The organism is Cupriavidus necator, assembly GCF_013141915.1.
Classification (GTDB): Bacteria; Pseudomonadota; Gammaproteobacteria; order Burkholderiales; family Burkholderiaceae; genus Cupriavidus; species Cupriavidus necator_B.
Genome location: NZ_SROX01000001.1, coordinates 654,795 through 670,561, shown reverse-complemented (window position 1 = coordinate 670,561; position 15,767 = coordinate 654,795). Strand labels below are relative to the sequence as shown.

The 15,767-nt window shown below is 66.7% G+C and carries 13 protein-coding genes and 1 pseudogene; 6 read left to right on the top strand and 8 right to left on the bottom strand.

Features of this window, described 5'->3' with window-relative positions; all coding sequences use genetic code 11:
• Positions 1–12 precede the first annotated feature (12 nt).
• Complete coding sequence (locus tag E5S69_RS03040) at positions 13–1,536, bottom strand: Fic family protein (RefSeq protein ID WP_171513520.1); 1,524 nt, start codon at positions 1,534–1,536, stop codon at positions 13–15.
• A 1,027-nt stretch (positions 1,537–2,563) separates the two neighbouring features.
• On the opposite strand from E5S69_RS03040, the gene oxlT reads away from it, so the two are divergent.
• The 5 genes and pseudogenes from oxlT to E5S69_RS03015 form a co-directional block, all read left to right on the top strand.
• Entirely contained in the window at positions 2,564–3,886 is a 1,323-nt protein-coding gene (gene oxlT, locus E5S69_RS03035) for an oxalate/formate MFS antiporter (RefSeq protein ID WP_171513519.1), read from the top strand.
• A gap of 212 nt (positions 3,887–4,098) precedes the next feature.
• Complete coding sequence (locus E5S69_RS03030) at positions 4,099–4,911, top strand: helix-turn-helix domain-containing protein (protein WP_171513518.1); 813 nt, start codon at positions 4,099–4,101, stop codon at positions 4,909–4,911.
• A gap of 90 nt (positions 4,912–5,001) precedes the next feature.
• The gene (locus E5S69_RS03025; protein ID WP_171513517.1) at positions 5,002–5,763 is read left to right on the top strand and encodes a dienelactone hydrolase family protein; all 762 of its coding nucleotides are present in this window, start codon (positions 5,002–5,004) and stop codon (positions 5,761–5,763) included.
• Positions 5,764–5,893: 130 nt separating this feature from the next.
• On the top strand, positions 5,894–6,457 hold the full coding sequence (locus E5S69_RS03020; RefSeq protein WP_171513516.1) for an HD domain-containing protein: 564 nt from the start codon (positions 5,894–5,896) through the stop codon (positions 6,455–6,457).
• Positions 6,458–6,507: 50 nt separating this feature from the next.
• Positions 6,508–6,756, top strand: a pseudogene (locus E5S69_RS03015) (aldehyde dehydrogenase family protein); the annotation flags it as partial.
• A gap of 113 nt (positions 6,757–6,869) precedes the next feature.
• On the opposite strand, the gene E5S69_RS03010 reads toward E5S69_RS03015, so the two are convergent.
• The 7 genes from E5S69_RS03010 to E5S69_RS02980 form a co-directional block, all read right to left on the bottom strand.
• Positions 6,870–8,024: a porin gene (locus tag E5S69_RS03010; protein ID WP_171513515.1), complete on the bottom strand. Its 1,155-nt coding sequence runs from the start codon at positions 8,022–8,024 to the stop codon at positions 6,870–6,872.
• Positions 8,025–8,428: 404 nt separating this feature from the next.
• Entirely contained in the window at positions 8,429–10,534 is a 2,106-nt protein-coding gene (locus E5S69_RS03005; protein WP_171513514.1) for an acetate--CoA ligase family protein, read from the bottom strand.
• Between the two features lie 126 nt (positions 10,535–10,660).
• Positions 10,661–11,059: a Zn-ribbon domain-containing OB-fold protein gene (locus E5S69_RS03000; RefSeq protein ID WP_171513513.1), complete on the bottom strand. Its 399-nt coding sequence runs from the start codon at positions 11,057–11,059 to the stop codon at positions 10,661–10,663.
• Positions 11,060–11,092: 33 nt separating this feature from the next.
• On the bottom strand, positions 11,093–12,259 hold the full coding sequence (locus E5S69_RS02995; protein WP_171513512.1) for a thiolase domain-containing protein: 1,167 nt from the start codon (positions 12,257–12,259) through the stop codon (positions 11,093–11,095).
• A 68-nt stretch (positions 12,260–12,327) separates the two neighbouring features.
• Positions 12,328–13,311, bottom strand: a complete 984-nt coding sequence (locus E5S69_RS02990; protein WP_171513511.1) for a Bug family tripartite tricarboxylate transporter substrate binding protein — start codon at positions 13,309–13,311, stop codon at positions 12,328–12,330.
• Positions 13,312–13,342: 31 nt separating this feature from the next.
• Positions 13,343–13,909 carry a DUF2889 domain-containing protein gene (locus E5S69_RS02985; protein WP_171513510.1) on the bottom strand — a complete coding sequence of 189 codons (567 nt, stop codon included), beginning with the start codon at positions 13,907–13,909 and terminating at the stop codon, positions 13,343–13,345.
• A gap of 52 nt (positions 13,910–13,961) precedes the next feature.
• Complete coding sequence (locus E5S69_RS02980) at positions 13,962–14,393, bottom strand: hypothetical protein (protein WP_236901176.1); 432 nt, start codon at positions 14,391–14,393, stop codon at positions 13,962–13,964.
• Positions 14,394–14,703: 310 nt separating this feature from the next.
• Between E5S69_RS02980 and E5S69_RS02975 the strand changes: the two genes are divergently transcribed.
• A complete protein-coding gene (locus E5S69_RS02975) occupies positions 14,704–15,723 on the top strand; it encodes a Bug family tripartite tricarboxylate transporter substrate binding protein (RefSeq protein ID WP_171513509.1) in 1,020 nt (339 codons plus the stop codon).
• The last annotated feature ends 44 nt before the right edge of the window (positions 15,724–15,767 follow it).

Below are 15,767 nucleotides of genomic sequence, written 5' to 3'. Positions count from 1 at the left end.
GCGCCGCGCGCTTCAGCCGCTTCCGTGGTGCTCCAGGTAGTCCGCGAACTCGTCGCGCACCACCGCTTCGATGCGCGCCAGCTCGGCGTCGGTGATGTCCTCGAACAGCTTGCGCTTGCGCCGCGACAGCTCGCCGTGGTTCTGCACGATCAGGTCGATCAGGTTCGACAGCCGCGACTGGCGCATGTCAAGCCAGCTTTCGAGCCGCGTCACGCTGGCGTCGTACGCGCGCAGGTACTGGATCTCCTGCGCCAGGTCCTGCTCGACGCACTGCTCGATGCACTCGAACACAAATTCGCACAGCGCGGTGGCGTCGAACGAGGCATAGAGCCAGTAAGGCTGCGGCGACTTGATCAGGATGGTGTCGCTATCCGCATCCAGCGCGTAATTAAGCAGCGCCGTGCGCGGCGCCGAATAAGCCTTCAGCAGGCCGGCGTAGACATCGATCTGCTTGAGCATGCGCGCCGACACCGGCAGCACCACGCCTGCGGGCGTGACGCCGGCCTGGCGCAGCAGATGGTGGATCAGGAACCGGTGCAGGCGGCCGTTGCCGTCATAGAAAGGGTGGGCAAAGACAAAGCCGAACGACACGCAGGCCGCCACCACGATCGGGTTTGCCGCCTGGGCCTGGACCAGGTCCGCCACCGCGGCGATGCCGTCCATCATTGCGCCCAGCTGCGCGGGCGGCGGGGGAATATAGTCGGCGATATTGCGCAGCCGCCCGCCGCGCGACAGCCAGTTCTGCTGGTCGCGGAAGCGGTATTCGGCGCGCAGCCCGGAAATGATCTCGTTCTGCCATTCGCACAGCTGGGTTTCGGTCAGCGGCGCACGCTGGCCGGCATATTCCAGCAGCCGCCGGAACTTGGCGACGCGCTGGTTATCCGGAATCTCATGCTCGATCGAATACGTCGAGCGGGTTTCGGCAAGGTAGAGATAGTCCACCGCCCGCGCCAGCAGCTCCGGCTCCAGGCGCCGGATGGCCGCGCCCACACGGCCGGGCAGATCCGCGGCAAGCCAGCGCGCCAGCTTTTCGGTCCGGCGCACCACCGGGCAAAACGCCGCCGGCCCGAGGTGGTTATTCTGGATGCCGAACTGCAGGTCCGGCGTTGACGGGCCCGTCAGGTATTCCGCTTCGTCCAGTGCCAGCACCCGGGGCGCGCCAGCCGGCAACCTGTAGTCGAACTGCGCCCCGGCCAGCCATTTGGCGTAGAAGGCGCTCAGCCGGGCATAGCGCGAGCTCGGCGTGGCTTGCAGCCACGCGCTTACCTCCTGCACCGCCTGGGCATGTTCGAACAGCGCCGCCAGCACGGTCAGGTCCAGCTGTTCCTTCTTCAGCGCAAAGGTGAGGTGGTCCACCGTGGTGTCGCCGCCCCGGTAGCGGTTGCGGGGATAGATCGTGCGCGTGGTGCCGTCGGGGCCGGTGTGCGTGCTGAGCACACCGGTCTTGTCAGCCAGCGCGGAGGTGCATCGCAGCGGCGGCACGCGCAGGCTGAACTTGCGGACGAGGGCGTGGTAGCCCAGTGGTGCGTGAGCCATACGGGCGTCGGTGGAGTAGGAACAGATCCCCGCGGAGCTTACCATAGCTTCTACGGGACTTACCAATATGTCTACTTTTTGTGAAGTTATAAAAATTTTATCTATGAGGGCGGACCGATGGGGGCGGGCTGGCCGACCGGTGAACCGGCTTTACGAGGTGTTCTACCGGGTTTGCTGTTTCATCTATTCCGGAGTCCGCCGATGGTGTTTTTGTCTACGCTGATCCTGAGCGGCCGCGACCGCCGGGACGCCAGTTTCATGACAGCCTTGTCATATTAAGACCGATTTTCCCATAACCGCGCTCCACGCCCTGTAAATTCGCTCAGGGTTTTCTCTGGGTTTGCCCATTAATGCTCGCCAAACCCATTTTCCCTATTTGACCGATTCCCATAATCGCCTATAACTGCAACTACATGTTGCGGCCGATGTCACGCACCATGACTCAGCCCGCCAGGTTCGCCTGCGGGCTTTTTTTTATGTTGGCGATAAATTAGTTGTCGGCATTTAGCCGGAACTTGACGGTCCGGGCGCGTCATAATCATGAAAATTCTGTAATCATGACGATTTTGTAATCATTACGTTATTGTAATGATAATCCCCCGTTCTGGCCGCGAAGCATTCAGAAAAAGTCCTCATCGATTCCCATGGCGTGCCCGTATTCCGCTCCAGCAAAGGGATTCCAGTCACCACGCGGCGGCGACGCGGAACTTTGCATACAGCTTCCGATGCGATTTTGACCTGAATATCCAGACCCCAATCAGGTCTCTCATTAATTCAGTGAAAACCCTGCCCCGCCTTTCGCTTGACTTACTTGATATATCACATACTGTGTATCCCATCGCCGCTCCTGGATAAGCGAGAGGTGAGGGCGGAGACCTCAGGTCGGCGTCGTTATAAGAGGCAAATAAATGCCAATGACATAGGAGACATGACATGCCAGCAGCCACCCCTAAGCCGAGGCGCAGCGCGTCCGCATATTCCCCCGCCCGGTCGCAAGTTAATGGCCAATCGATCCAAGGAGCGCGTAATGAGTAATCCATCGGCAGCGGGGCTCGGCGTCAATCACCAGGTCCCGGAAGGCACTCGCTGGATGCAGTTGATCGTGGGGGTGGTGTGCATGATCGCCACTGCCAACATCCAGTACGCCTGGACCTTGTTCGTCCCGGAAATCCAGGACACCTATGGCTGGTCGCGCGCCAGCATCCAGGTGGCGTTTACGGTCTTCGTGCTGGTCCAGACCTGGCTTGCACCCATCGAAGGCTACTTCATCGACAAGTTCGGGCCGCGCATGATGGTCGCGTTCGGCGCGGTGTTCATCGGCGCGGCGTGGTGCATCAACTCGCAGGCGACCACGCTGATGGGCTTCTACATCGGCGCGGCAGTGGGCGGGCTTGGGGTAGGCTCGATCTATGCCACCTGCATCAACAACGCGCTCAAGTGGTTCCCGGATCGCCGCGGCCTGGCCGTGGGCCTGACCGCCGGCGGCTACGGCGCAGGCTCGGCGGCGACCATCCTGCCGATCGCGGCGATGATCGAGTCGCAGGGCTTCCAGCACACCTTCCTGTTCTTCGGGCTGCTGCAGGGTTCGCTCGCCTTCGTCGCGGCGTGGTTCCTGCGTTCGCCCAAGGCGCACGAGGTGAAGGCGTCGCAGAAGCTGGTCCAGGCCACGCGCGACTACACGCTCAAGGAAGCGCTTTGCACCAGGCTGTTCTGGCTGATGCTGATCATGTTCGTGCTGGTCGTCACCGGCGGCATGATGGCCGTGGCACAGCTGGGCGTGATCGCCAAGGACCTGGGCGTGAAGGAGTTCAAGGTCGACCTGCACTTCTTCGTGATGGCCGCGCTGCCGCTGGCGCTGATGCTGGACCGGATCATGAACGGGATCTCCCGCCCGCTGTTCGGCTGGATCTCGGACAACATCGGCCGCGAAAAGACCATGGTCATCGCCTTCACGCTGGAAGGCCTCGGCATCATCGCGCTGGGCTATTTCGGCAGCAACCCGTACGCGTTCCTGATCCTGTCGGGGGTGGTGTTCCTGGCCTGGGGCGAGGTCTACTCGCTGTTCTCGGCACTCGCCGGCGACGCCTTCGGCACCAAGCACATCGGCAAGATCTACGGCGTGCTCTACACCGCCAAAGGCATCGGCGCGCTGTTCGTGCCGATCGGCAACCTGATGATGGAAGCGACCGGCACCTGGTCCACCGTGCTCTACACCGTGGCAGCCATGGACCTGACCGCGGCCTTCCTGGCCATCATGGTGCTGCGTCCGGTGCTGAAGAGCCACGTAGCGACGGCCAGGAGCCTGTACTCCAAGGAGACGGCGGCAGCTGGCACGCAAGTACCCGCCTGAGTGGAGCGAACCCGGCGCATGCGCCGGGCATCCAGGCGTTTCGCCGCAGAATCGGCGGGCTTCTTCGGAGGCCCGCTTTTTTTGTTGTGCGACCGGCCTGGCGGGCCATGGGGCAGAGACAGGGAGTCAGGTCGCCCGGGTTTTCTCCGCGGTGCGCCCTGTGATAAAGGTATGCCTGTGCCCACCCCATCGCGCTCCAACGCGAACCCGCCATGTTCCAGGTGCTTGCGCCTTGCCCATCCCTGTCGCCCTATGTCGACGGCTACTGGTTCGTGCAGGACCTGGAAGGGGCCTATGCGGGTAGCGACATCACCACTTGCCCGTACCCGGGCGCGGTGCTGTCGGTCAACTTCGGCCGTCCCAACGCGATGGTGGGCGGCCCGACCGTGCCCACGGTGTCGCTGCTCGGCTTCCAGTCGGCCAGCCGGCGCTGGCGATCGTGGTCCGACACGTACTTCGTCATGGCCATGCTGAGCGGCGCCGGCCTGGCGCGGCTGTTTCCTGGCATCGGGCCTGACTGCAGGGACCAGTTGCTGGATCTCGCCGGGTATCTCGGTGACGGCCCCGCCCAAGCCTTTAGCGCCGACCTGAGCGCAGCCTGGCTGCCGGCGAAAATCGTTGCGAGGCTGGATGCATGGTTGCTGCGGCGCCTCGCGGCGCTGCGGCCGCCGGCGGCACTGCAGTCGATGCGCGCGGCCCACGCGTTGTTGCGCCAGGGCCGGCAGGTACAGGAAGTCGCCGGGATGATGGCGGTCAGCCGGCGCCAGCTGAATCGCTGGTTCGAGCAGCAACTGGGACTGGGCCCGAAGCAGCTGATGGACCTGGAGCGCCTGCAGCACAGCATCCAGGCGGTCCAGCGCGGCGCAGGCGATGCGCTGGATGGCTACAGCGACCAGGCTCACCAGATCCGTGCCTGGCGCCGGCGCGTGGCACAGACGCCGGGCGCCTACGCGCGCGACGGGCAATCTGGACTGGCTGCGTCGTTCGCGCAGCGTCCTGCCGGCGCGCCCGCCTTCTACCTCTGATCGTGCGTTGCGGCGCGGACCCCGACGTCCCAAACGTTCAATACAGCGTTCCCGCGCGGCCGCATGCTAGGGGCGTGAACGGAGGGAACCATGAACGCTGAACACCTGCCGCCAGAGCGCGGCTTCGTCAACTACACCGACGGCACCACGGTGTTCGAGGGCTATGTCGCCAAGCCTGCCGGGCCAGCATCGCGCACGCCGTGCGTGCTGCTGGCGCACGAATGGAGCGGCCTCAATGCGGCGATGCGCCGCTGCGCCGACCGCTTCGCGGCAATGGGCTATCTGTGCTTTGCCGCCGACGTATACGGCAAGGGCGTGCGCGGCGACGAGCGCGGCGACAACGCGCACCTGATGGGCCCGCTGCTGGCCGACCGCGGCTTGCTGCGCCAGCGGCTGCTTGCCGGGTTCGAGGCGGCGCAGCACTTGCCGGGCGCGGATCCGCGGCGGATGGCCGCGGTGGGGTACTGCTTCGGCGGCCTGTGCGCGCTCGATCTGGCACGTGCGGCTGCGCCAGGCCTGGTGGCCGCGGTCAGCTTCCATGGCGTGCTGCAGCCGCCGCGGATCGGCGTGCAAGGCCCGATCGACGCCAGCGTCCTGCTGCTGCACGGCTGGGAGGATCCCATTGTGCCGTCCGCGGACGTGCTTGGCATCGCCACGGAGCTGACGCAGGCCGGTGCCGACTGGCAGTTGCATGCGTATGGCCATGCGCGTCATGCGTTCACGTTCGAGGGCGCGAACTTTCCCGAGCGCGGCATTGCCTATGATGCCGCGGCCGACCGGCGTTCGTGGGCGGCATGCGCGGCATTCCTGGCGGAGCGTTTCGACGTTGCCGCCACCGGCACGCCGGCATAGGCGCTCAGACTGCCTGTTGCCGCGTCAGCCGCGCGCGGCAATGGCATCAGCGTCGGCGAGACGCCCCGCGCCGACGCGATCTCTTCCCTGACGCTAAAATCCCCGGATCTTTGTCTTTCGCGAGAACAGCATGGAAGAGCTGGCCGGCCGCATCACCTTTATCAAGGAGGCGGAACGCCTGAAAAACGTCCTGCGCAGCGCGCATACGTCGACAGGGCGGCGCGAGAGCACCGCCGAGCATACCTGGCGCCTGTGCCTGATGGCGATCACTTTTGCGGACCAGCTCGGCGCCGTGGATATGGCGCGGTTGTTGAAACTCTGCGTCATCCACGACCTGGGCGAGGCCTTGCACGGCGACATCCCGGCGACCGAGCAGGCCGGCACGCCAGGCAAGTCGGAGCAGGAGCGCGCCGACCTGGTCGAACTGACCAAGACACTGCCACAGGCACTGCAGGCCGAGTTCCTGGCGCTGTGGGAAGACTATGAATACGCCGGATCCCGCGAAGCGCGGATCGTCAAGGCGCTCGACAAGCTGGAGACCCTTATCCAGCATAACCAGGGCCTGAATCCGCCGGGTTTCGATTACGCGTTCAATCTCAGCTACGGGCAGAAGCACACCGCCGCGGAACCGCTGTTCGCGGCGCTCCGGGCCATGGTCGACGAGGAGACCCGGGAGCGCGCCGCCGGAAGGTGAGCCGTAATGCGGACGGCGGCATTCGCCGACAATAACCCGGCACGCCGGCGCCGGGCCGTCCGGAGGGTATCGCGCGTGGCTTCTTGGCGCGGCCGACGGTGTTCGCCGATGTCGGCAACGGCATGGCGATCGGGTTCTGCCTGATTCCGTATGACGACGAGGAGGAAGCCATCGCCATCGCCTTCGTGCCGCTGGACCTGACCGCGCCGTTCGGCGGCTTCAAGCGCTCCGGCAATGGGCGCGAGTATGGGGCCCAGGGCATGGCCAAATTCCTGGAATGGAAGGCGGTATGCATGTGAGGGCGCACCGTTGGCAGCCAGCACCCGAGGTAGCAGGGCACAAGGGCCGCGCTCGATGCGCGGCCCTTATTTTTTGCTTCGCCGATTCGCTGCGGATGGGGTGGAGCGCGGGCTCAGAAGACGTGGCGGATGCCGGTGATGACGCCAACCATGTTTTTCTGCCCGGCCATCGACGGATAGTTGAAGGCGTACGCGGTCGCGGCGCTGTCAAAGCTCAGGCTGCCGTTATGCGCGTAGCCTACCGCCATATAGACGTCGGTCCGCTTACTGAAGTTGTAGTCAGCCAGGAAGGTGTACTGCTGCATATTGGGCGGATTGGTCGGGGCACCCGTTGGCGTAGCCGCCGACTGCTTGACATCAGCGTAGAAGTAGGCGAGCGACAGGCCCAGCGCCGGAGTGACCTGGTAGCTGGCGCCAGCCCACCAATAGTCGTCGCGAAGGAAGGTGTTCTCGTTGGCGAAGTCGGCCTTGTTCCAGCGATAGCCGGCGGTGAACTTGAACGGACCCGTGGAGTAGCTGGCGCCTACCGAAACCTTGCGCACCTTGGCAGTCTGGCCGCTGATGATGGCCGGATGCCATTCGTCATAACCGATGCCAAGGCCATACTTGCCGTCCAGGTACATGACGGAAGCGCCGTAGGCGGTGTTGTCCTTGTGGCTGGCGGGATTCTCGCCAGCGCCGCCGTTGGCCAGCAAGTTGCCGGCGGCCAGCGCCGGCACGCCGGTGCCGAAGGAGTAGTGGGCTACGGCTTGCACCGCGCCGAACTGGCCGGTGTACTTGACCATGTTGCTCTGGCGATAGTTCACGCCCATCCACCAGATGCCCGGCTCGTAGGTCGCGGCAAAGCGCAGCGGCGAGAAGTTGACCAGGCCGTCGAGCAAACTCGTGGTTTGCCGTCCCAGCGTGATCTGGCCCAGTCCCGTGTTCTTCAGCCCCACCATCGCAACACGGCTGAACAGCCCGCTGGAAAGCTGGGCGCCGGTGTCCGGATTGAAGCCACCCTCCAGCACGAACAGCGCCTCGTTGCCCGATCCCAGATCCTCCCTCCCGCGCATGCCCCAGCGCGAAGCGGAAAGGCCGCCCACGCCCGGCATGCCGAAGCGCGAGCCGCCGGCATTGGGGTTGGCCGCCGAGGTAGCCACGCGGTTGACATACTCGATCGGGACGTCGATCACGCCATACAGCGTGACGCTGGTTGCCGCGAGCGCGGCGCCCTGCCATGCTGACAGCGTACCCAGTACCGCCACTGCATAAAGTCCAGGTTTCATGTGCGGCTATCTCCTCCATCATTGTTTTAGATTCCCGGGGCCGCGCGCGAGGCGCGTCCTGCTGGGGGTTCACTTCACGCACGCTATGTACGTGATGCAAGGAAACCACGCACGCGCCGCGTCCGCGCTACCCATTTCGGGGTGCTATTTGATGAGGAAGTCTGAAACAGTCGCCCGGCAAGCAGTGGCAAGCTGCCTGACCTAAAAAGCTTACCTGGCGCCCACGGCGCGACCAAGGGACACGCATCCCAGCCAGCGCGGCAAGGTGGTCAGACACACGCACGCAAATCGGGAATCTCCGGCTGCGTCACACACGCGCCGGCACTTATGCGCGGCGGGTTAACGCCAACCCCTCTCCCGCGAGCGGGAGAGGGAGCAAGCAAGTGGCGGCTTGCCAGGACTGCTTACAGCGCTTGCTGCCCGACTTCGATCACCGCATCCGCCGCATAGGCGCCCTGGCCGTCGGGCATCGCAAACACCGGGTTCAGGTCCACCGACTGCAGTCGCGGCCCAGCGGCTTGCGCGAACGCCGACAACCGCGACAGCATCTTCGCCAGCGCGGCGATGTCGGCCACGGGCCGGCCCCGCGCCCCGAGCAGCAGCGGTGCGCCCTTGATCGAGCGGATCATCTGCTCGGCCACGTCTTCGCCGAACGGGCAGCGGTGGAACACCACGTCCTTGAGCACTTCAACGAAGACCCCGCCCAGCCCGAACATCGCGATCGGGCCGAACACCGGGTCGCGGTTGATGCCCATGATGCATTCGACGCCGCCCGACAGCTGCTTTGCCACCAGCACGCCTTCGATGCGCGCGCCGGGCGCTGCCACGCGGGCGCGTTCCAGCAGGGTGGCAAAGCCGCTGCGCACGGCGGCTTCGTCGCGCACATCGAGCAGCACGCCGCCAATCTCCGACTTGTGCAGGATGTCCGGCGACAGGATTTTCAGCACCACCGGGAAGCCGATCTCCTGCGCTGCCGCGACGGCGGCCTGCGCATCGGCGCAGGCACGCTCTGGCGCGCTGGGGATGCCGGCGTCCGCCAGCAACTGCTTGGCCTGCGCTTCGCTGGGCGTTTCGGCGGGTAGCGTCACTGGCGGCAGCGCAGGGACCGGGGCCGGCGCGCCGGCGGCAAAGGCGCGGCCGAAGCGGCCCATGGCCGCGATCGCGGCGACGGCGCGGGTGGGGTCGCCGAACACGGTAAAGCCGGCTTCCTCGTAGCGCGCCAGGATCTGCGCCGGGCCGCGCGCGACCACCACGTACAGCCGGTCGGGATAGCGGCGGCGAACCTCGCCGAGCTGCGCCAGCAGGGTGTCGGTGACCGCGGGGGACGCGGCGGCATAGCTGAAGAAGCCCAGCACGCTGCGATAGCCGCCTTCGCCGACCATGGCTTCGGTGAACGGAGTGATCAGGGTCGGGTCGTTGATGAACTGCGCGGTGGTATCGACTGGATTGCGCGGCGAGCAGATCGGCAGCATCTCCAGCATGCGCGCCTGCGCCGCGGCGGGCATTTCGGGCATCGGCAGGCCGAGTTCCTCGGCCGCGTCCGAGACGATCACGCCGGCGCCGCCGCTGACGGTGATCACGCCCAGCGAGTTGTCGGCGGGAAAGACGCCGCGCATCGCCAGGCGCAGGATGTCGAGCATTTCCTCGGTATCGCGCACGCGCACCACGCCCAGTTCTTCCAGCACGGCGCTGACCACGGCGTCGTCGCCGGCGATCGACGCGGTGTGCGAGCGCGCCGCCGCGCCCCCCACCTCGCTGCGCCCGACCTTCATCATCACCACCGGCTTGCGCGCCGCGCGCGCCGCCTGCAGCGCCGCGACCAGGCCGTCGCCGTCGTTGATGCCTTCGGAATACAGCGCGATGACATCGGTGTTGGGGTCCTCCACCAGCAGCTGCACGATGTCGCCCACGGTCAGGTCGCATTCGTTGCCGGTCATGACGATGCTGGACGGATAGACGCCGGCTTCCATCGCCGCCATCACCAGGTGGCTGCCGTAGGCGCCGGACTGGCTAACGATGCCGATGCGGCCCGGGCGCGGCTCGTTGACGGTGGCGAAGGTGGAAAAGGTGCCGATAAAGCCGGTATGCAGGTTGGCCAGCCCCAGCGAATTGGGGCCCAGCAGGCGCATGCCGCCGCGCCGCGCCGCCGCGACCACGGCGGCCTGCATGGCGGTGCCGTCGCCGGCCACTTCGGCAAAGCCGGCGCTGAACAGGATCGCGGCCGGCACGCCGCGCGCGGCCAGCGCCGCGACCACGCCCTCCACCTGCGGCGCGGGTACGGCGACGATGGCCACGTCGGGCACTTCGGGCAGGTCTTCGATCGAGGCATAGGCGGGCAGCCCCTGCACTTCGGCGCGTTTCGGATTGACCGGCAGGATGCGGCCGGAAAAGCCCTGCTTGCGCATCGAGGCAATCGGTCGGCCGCCGATGCGGCCCGGATCGTCGGAGGCGCCGATGATGGCAACCGAGCGCGGGTTCAGCAGGCAGGCGGGGGTGGTGAGCTTGGTCATGAATGTCGTACGCGGAAGAGAGCCGAGGGCACCAGCGGTCGTTCCCGGCGGATGGCCACGGCGGTAGAGAGAGCAGCCAGCAGGGCAAGTGCGGGCACATCGCACCCCGCGTTTGCCCCGTGGGGGTTAGAGGGGCCGGAACGTCGGCACCGGCGGCCCGTTATCGGTGGGCGCGAAGCTCACCTGCACGCGCTGGCCGATGCGCACCGTGTCCAGGTCGCAACCGACGATGTGGGTCATCATCGTCACGCCTTCGTCGAGGGTCACATAGGCCATGCAGAACGGGGTCGGGCCGGCGCGGCGGGTCACGCTGTACGAGTAGATGGTGCCACGGCCGCTGGCCTGCTTCCATTGCGTGGTGCCCAGGCAAAAGGGGCACAGCGTGCGCGGGTACCAGTGCGGCTTGCCGCAGCTGTCGCAATGGCGCACCAGCAGGCGTCCTGCGCGCGCGGCTTCCCAGAATTCTGCATTGTCGGGCTGTTCCGAGGGGGCCTTGTAGGTGGTCGGGGTGTAGGGTGTGGTCATGATCGGGAAAGGTGCCTTGTTGGTGCGAGGCGCTTATTCGCGCGCCAGGATCAGGGTGGCGCTGCCGTGGCGCGAGCCCAGCAGGCCGCCGGTGCCCTGCGCCAGGGCCAGGTCGCAGTCCGGCACCTGCACCGCCGGATGCGCTTCGCCGCGCAGCTGGCGCACGGCCTCGATCACCTTGGTGATGCCGCCGCGGTTGGCCGGGTGGTTGTTGCACAGGCCACCGCCGTCGGTGTTGAACGGCAGCTTGCCGACGCCCGAGATCAGGTTGCCGTCGGCGACGAACTTGCCGCCTTCGCCCTTCTTGCAGAAGCCCAGGTCTTCCAGCTGCATCAGCACGGTGATGGTGAAGCTGTCGTAGATCGACGCGTACTTGATGTCGGCAGGCGTGACGCCGGCTTCGGCGAAGGCCGCGGCACCGGATACGCGCGCCGCCGACCAGCTCAGATCGACCGCGCCGCCGAGCTGGCCCTTGACGTGCTCGCCGGCACCGAGCACCTTGATGCGGGGCCGGTTCAACCTGGCGGCAATCTCGGGGCGGGCCACGATCAGCGCACCGCCGCCATCGGAGACCACGCAGCAGTCCAGCTTGCGCAGCGGATCGGAAATCATCGGCGAGTTCAGCACGTCCTCGACTGTGACCACGTCGCGCAGCATGGCGTTGGGATTGTGCTGCGCATGGTGCGAGGCGGCCACCTTGATCCAGGCGAGTTGCTCGGGCGTGGTGCCGTATTCGTACATATGCCGCATCGCCACCATTGCATACATGTTGACGGTAAGCGGGCTGAACGGCGCCTCGAACGGCAGGTCGGGCACGTTGTCGCCCCAGTTGCGCGGCTTGGTGCCGCTGGAGCCTTCGGAGCGCGGGCGGCCTGCCAGCGTGATCAGCGCCACGTTGCACTTGCCCATGGCGATGGCCTGCGCAGCGTGCGACACGTGCGCCAGGTACGACGAGCCGCCGGTCTCGGTGGAATCGACATGGCGCACGCGCAGGCCGAGGTAATCCACCATGTTCAGTACGCCCAGGCCGGGCGCGTCGCCGGCGCAGAAGTAGCCGTCAACGTCGGCCAGCGTCAGGCCGGCATCTTCGAGCGCGCCCTTGGCGCTTTCCGCGTGCAGCTGCGCCACGCTCTTGTCCGGTGCCTTGCGGGTCGGGTGCTCGTAGGCGCCGACGATGTATGCCTTGCCTTTGATGCTCATGCTTGCATTCCTGGTGGGTCAGAGAGTGGGGTTGGGGATGGCGGTGCATCCGGGGCGGTGCGCGGCGATCATTCCGGCTCGATGCCGGCGAGCGCGATCATCCGCTTCCACGCTTGCTGGTCGTCGATGATGACCTTGCGCAGATCGGCGCCGTTGGCGGGATAGGGCACCCCGCCACGCGCCGCGTAATGGGTTGCGGCTTCCGGCGAGTTGACGAACTCGAGCGTCAGGCGCGCGAGCTTGTCGACCACTGCCGGCGGGGTGCCGGCAGGCGCGAACAGGCCCACCCAGGTGTTGAACGCGGCGCCGGGCATGCCGGCTTCGGCCACCGTCGGCACGTCCTTGAGCACCGGCACGCGCGTGGGCGAGGCCACTGCCAGCGCGCGCAGCTTGCCGGCCTGCACATGCGGCACCACCGCCGAGACCTCGAGCGCGCCATAGTCGACCACGCCCGCCATCAGGTCGGTCAGCAGGTTGCTGGCGGCCTTGTACGGCACGCTGACGGTCTGGATCTTCGCAGCGTCGTTGAAGGCCGCCAGGATGGTGCGGTAGCCGGTGCTGGAAGTGCCGTAGTTCAGCGTGCCCGGCTTGGCCCGTGCAGCGGCGACGAGGTCCGCCGCCGTGCGGTACGGCGAGGTACCTGGTACCACCACCGCCACCGGCAGCGCCGACATGCGCGCCACCGGCACGAAGTCCTTGAGCGGGTCATACGGCAGCCGCTTGTACAGGAACGGGTTGGCGGCCATGGCGCCCGAGCCCGACAACAGCAGCGTGTAGCCGTCCGGCGCGGCCTTGGCGACATGGTCGCTGGCCAGGATCATATTGGCGCCGGGCTTGTTCTCCACAACGAAGCTCTGGCCCAGCTTCCGGCCCAGGTAGCGCGCCAGCAGCCGGGTGTAGTCGTCGAGCCCGGTGCCGGCGCTGGTGACCGACACGATCCGCACCGGGCGCTCCGGGTAGGTCTGGGCGCCGGCGGGCGCAGGCAGCGCGAGCGCCAGCCCGGCCAGCGCAGCGAACAGCTTCAGGCGTGCCCGTATGGCAAGTCCATGCATGAGTCTCCTCCTTTGTGGTTGTCGAATCGGTTCAGCCAGCCGTTGCGCGCCGGCCTTCGGGCCACAGCCGCTTCGCCATCGCGCTGTCTTCGCGATAGGTGTGGCAGCTGTTGATCAGCATCGGCCGCGGGATCGGCTTGCCGTCGGCGTCGAGGCGCCGGCCATTGCGCTCGCGGCGCATCACGGCCATGGTGGTCTGCATCGCGGTGGTGGCCAGCGGCCCCAGCAGCTCGGTCAGGTGAGTGCAACCGTTGACGCCGCCGACCACCGCCTTCACTTGCTGGCGGAAGCCGCCGCGGATCTGCAGGCCCTTGAGCCCGGCATAGGCCGGCGTGATGTCGGGGCAGGACTCGGTGGGCCCGGCATCGATCTTGGCGCTGACGTCATGGATCAGCGGGTCGCGGTCGACCGTCAGCACGATGCGCATGTGGTGGATCGGCGCGCCCGGCGGCACCAGCTTGAACAGCAGGTCGGTACCGGTAGGGGTGATGTCCTGCATCTCGCCCTCGATATCGAACAGGCCGTCGCTGCGTTCGTAGCCGGTGCAGGTGATGCGGCGGACGTGGATCGGCTGGCGGGTAGGCGTGGTGTTTGGCATGGGTGCTTGGCGCCGCGGCTTGCGCCCCGGCACGCGTCGAAGAAAAGGAAGATCAGCGTTGCGGCTGCCGCCACGCGCCAGGGCTGCGCCGTGCCGCGCGCATGCGCCGGTGCGCGGCCCAGAACAGCACGCGCAGCGGAAAGCCGAGACCGCCGCTCATCGCCTGCCGGCAGTGCTCAGCCTGCAGTTCCAGCGACAGGCCCAGCTCGGCGGCGCAGGCGTAGCAGACGATCCGCATGCGCGCATCGGCGCACTGCATGCGGCTGTCGAGCAGCGCGCCCAGGGCCTCGGCATACGAACGCTGGTCGGCCTGCGCGGCCGCTTCCCGTGCGCTGCGCTGCAACTGGCGGCTGAACTGGCGCACCTCGTGCAGCAGGTCCATCAGCCGCTCCATCGGCGTGAGTGCCTGGGTAGCCGCGGCGGCCGGCCTGGTGGGGAGCTGGCTCGCTGGGGAACTGGCGTGAGCTGGGTGGGGGAACTGCATGGTGTTGCCTCGAAAGTTGCGGGGCGCAAGGATTGCCGCGCTGTGTGGCCCAGTGTCGTGCTGCGGCCCGGTAATGGCCCCACTCGACCAAGGGGGGTAGCCCGGACGCGTGCGGCATATGGGCCGCTTGCAGTGAAACAAATAAGTGCTTTGTGGCGAGAAGTTATCTACGACATACGGTAGATATCTACGTATTGGCGTAGTGACAAGTTATGGGCTACGATATACCAAAAGTCAATACAGTATTTCGTAGGTCATCTGCCATGCAAGGGCAGTGATCGGCACTTAAAGCAGACAGGAGACGTAGTCCATGACCCACCGAACCCCCCGTATCCATAGGTTGCTGGAGCGCGCAGCGGCTGGCGCGCAAGCCCTGCTGCTGGCATGCGGCGCACTGGCGCTCGCGGCACCGTCGGCGCTGGCCCAGAACGCTTATCCATCGCGGCCCGTGACGCTGGTGGTACCCGGGACCCCGGGCGGCATTACCGACCAGCTCGGGCGCCTGGTCGCCGCCAGGATGACCAGCGACCATGGCGTGCGCGTGGTGGTCGACAATCGGCCGGGCGCCGGCGGCAACCTCGCCACCGAAGTGGTCGCGCGTGCCGAGCCCGACGGCTATACCGTGCTGATGGGCACGCAGGGCACCATGGCCAGCAATCAGTTCCTGTACCAGTCGCTGCGCTTCGACCCGGCGCGCGATTTCGTCGCGGCGCAGGGACTGGTGTCGATTCCCAACCTGCTGGTGGTGAACGGCAAGCTGCCGTACCAATCTGTCAGGGAGCTGGTGGCGTATGCCAAGGGGCATCCCGGCAAGCTGACGGTGGCATCGGCCGGCAACGGCACGGGCAGCCACCTAGCCGGCGAGCTGTTCCAGACGCTCGCCGGAGTCAAGTTCGTGCACGTGCCGTACAAGGGCAGCGCGCCGTCGATCAATGACCTGCTGGCGGGGCAGGTCGACCTGACCTTCGACTACCCGGCGTCAACGCTGGCGCAGGTGCAGGCCGGCAAGCTGCGCGCGCTGGCCGTGACCGGCGCGAGCCGGCTGCCGGCGCTGCCGCAGGTGCCGACCATTGCCGAGGCGGGCTACCCGGGCGCGGAGTCGACCTCGTGGATCGGCCTGTTCTTCCCGGCGCGCACGCCTGCGCCGGTGGTGGCGAAGTGGCAGGCGGCGGTGACAAGTGTGCTTAAGGATCCCGCCGCGATCGAGGCCATCCATCGCATGGGCGGGGTGCCGCTCGCGCTCAGCGGCGACGCCTTCGGCGCGTTCGTGCGCGCCGAGCGCACCAAGTGGAAAACCACCATCGAGCGGGCCGGCGCCACGCTCGACTGAGGCGCGCGTAGCGCCCCCGCCCGCCTTCGTTGTCCGGCCGCGCG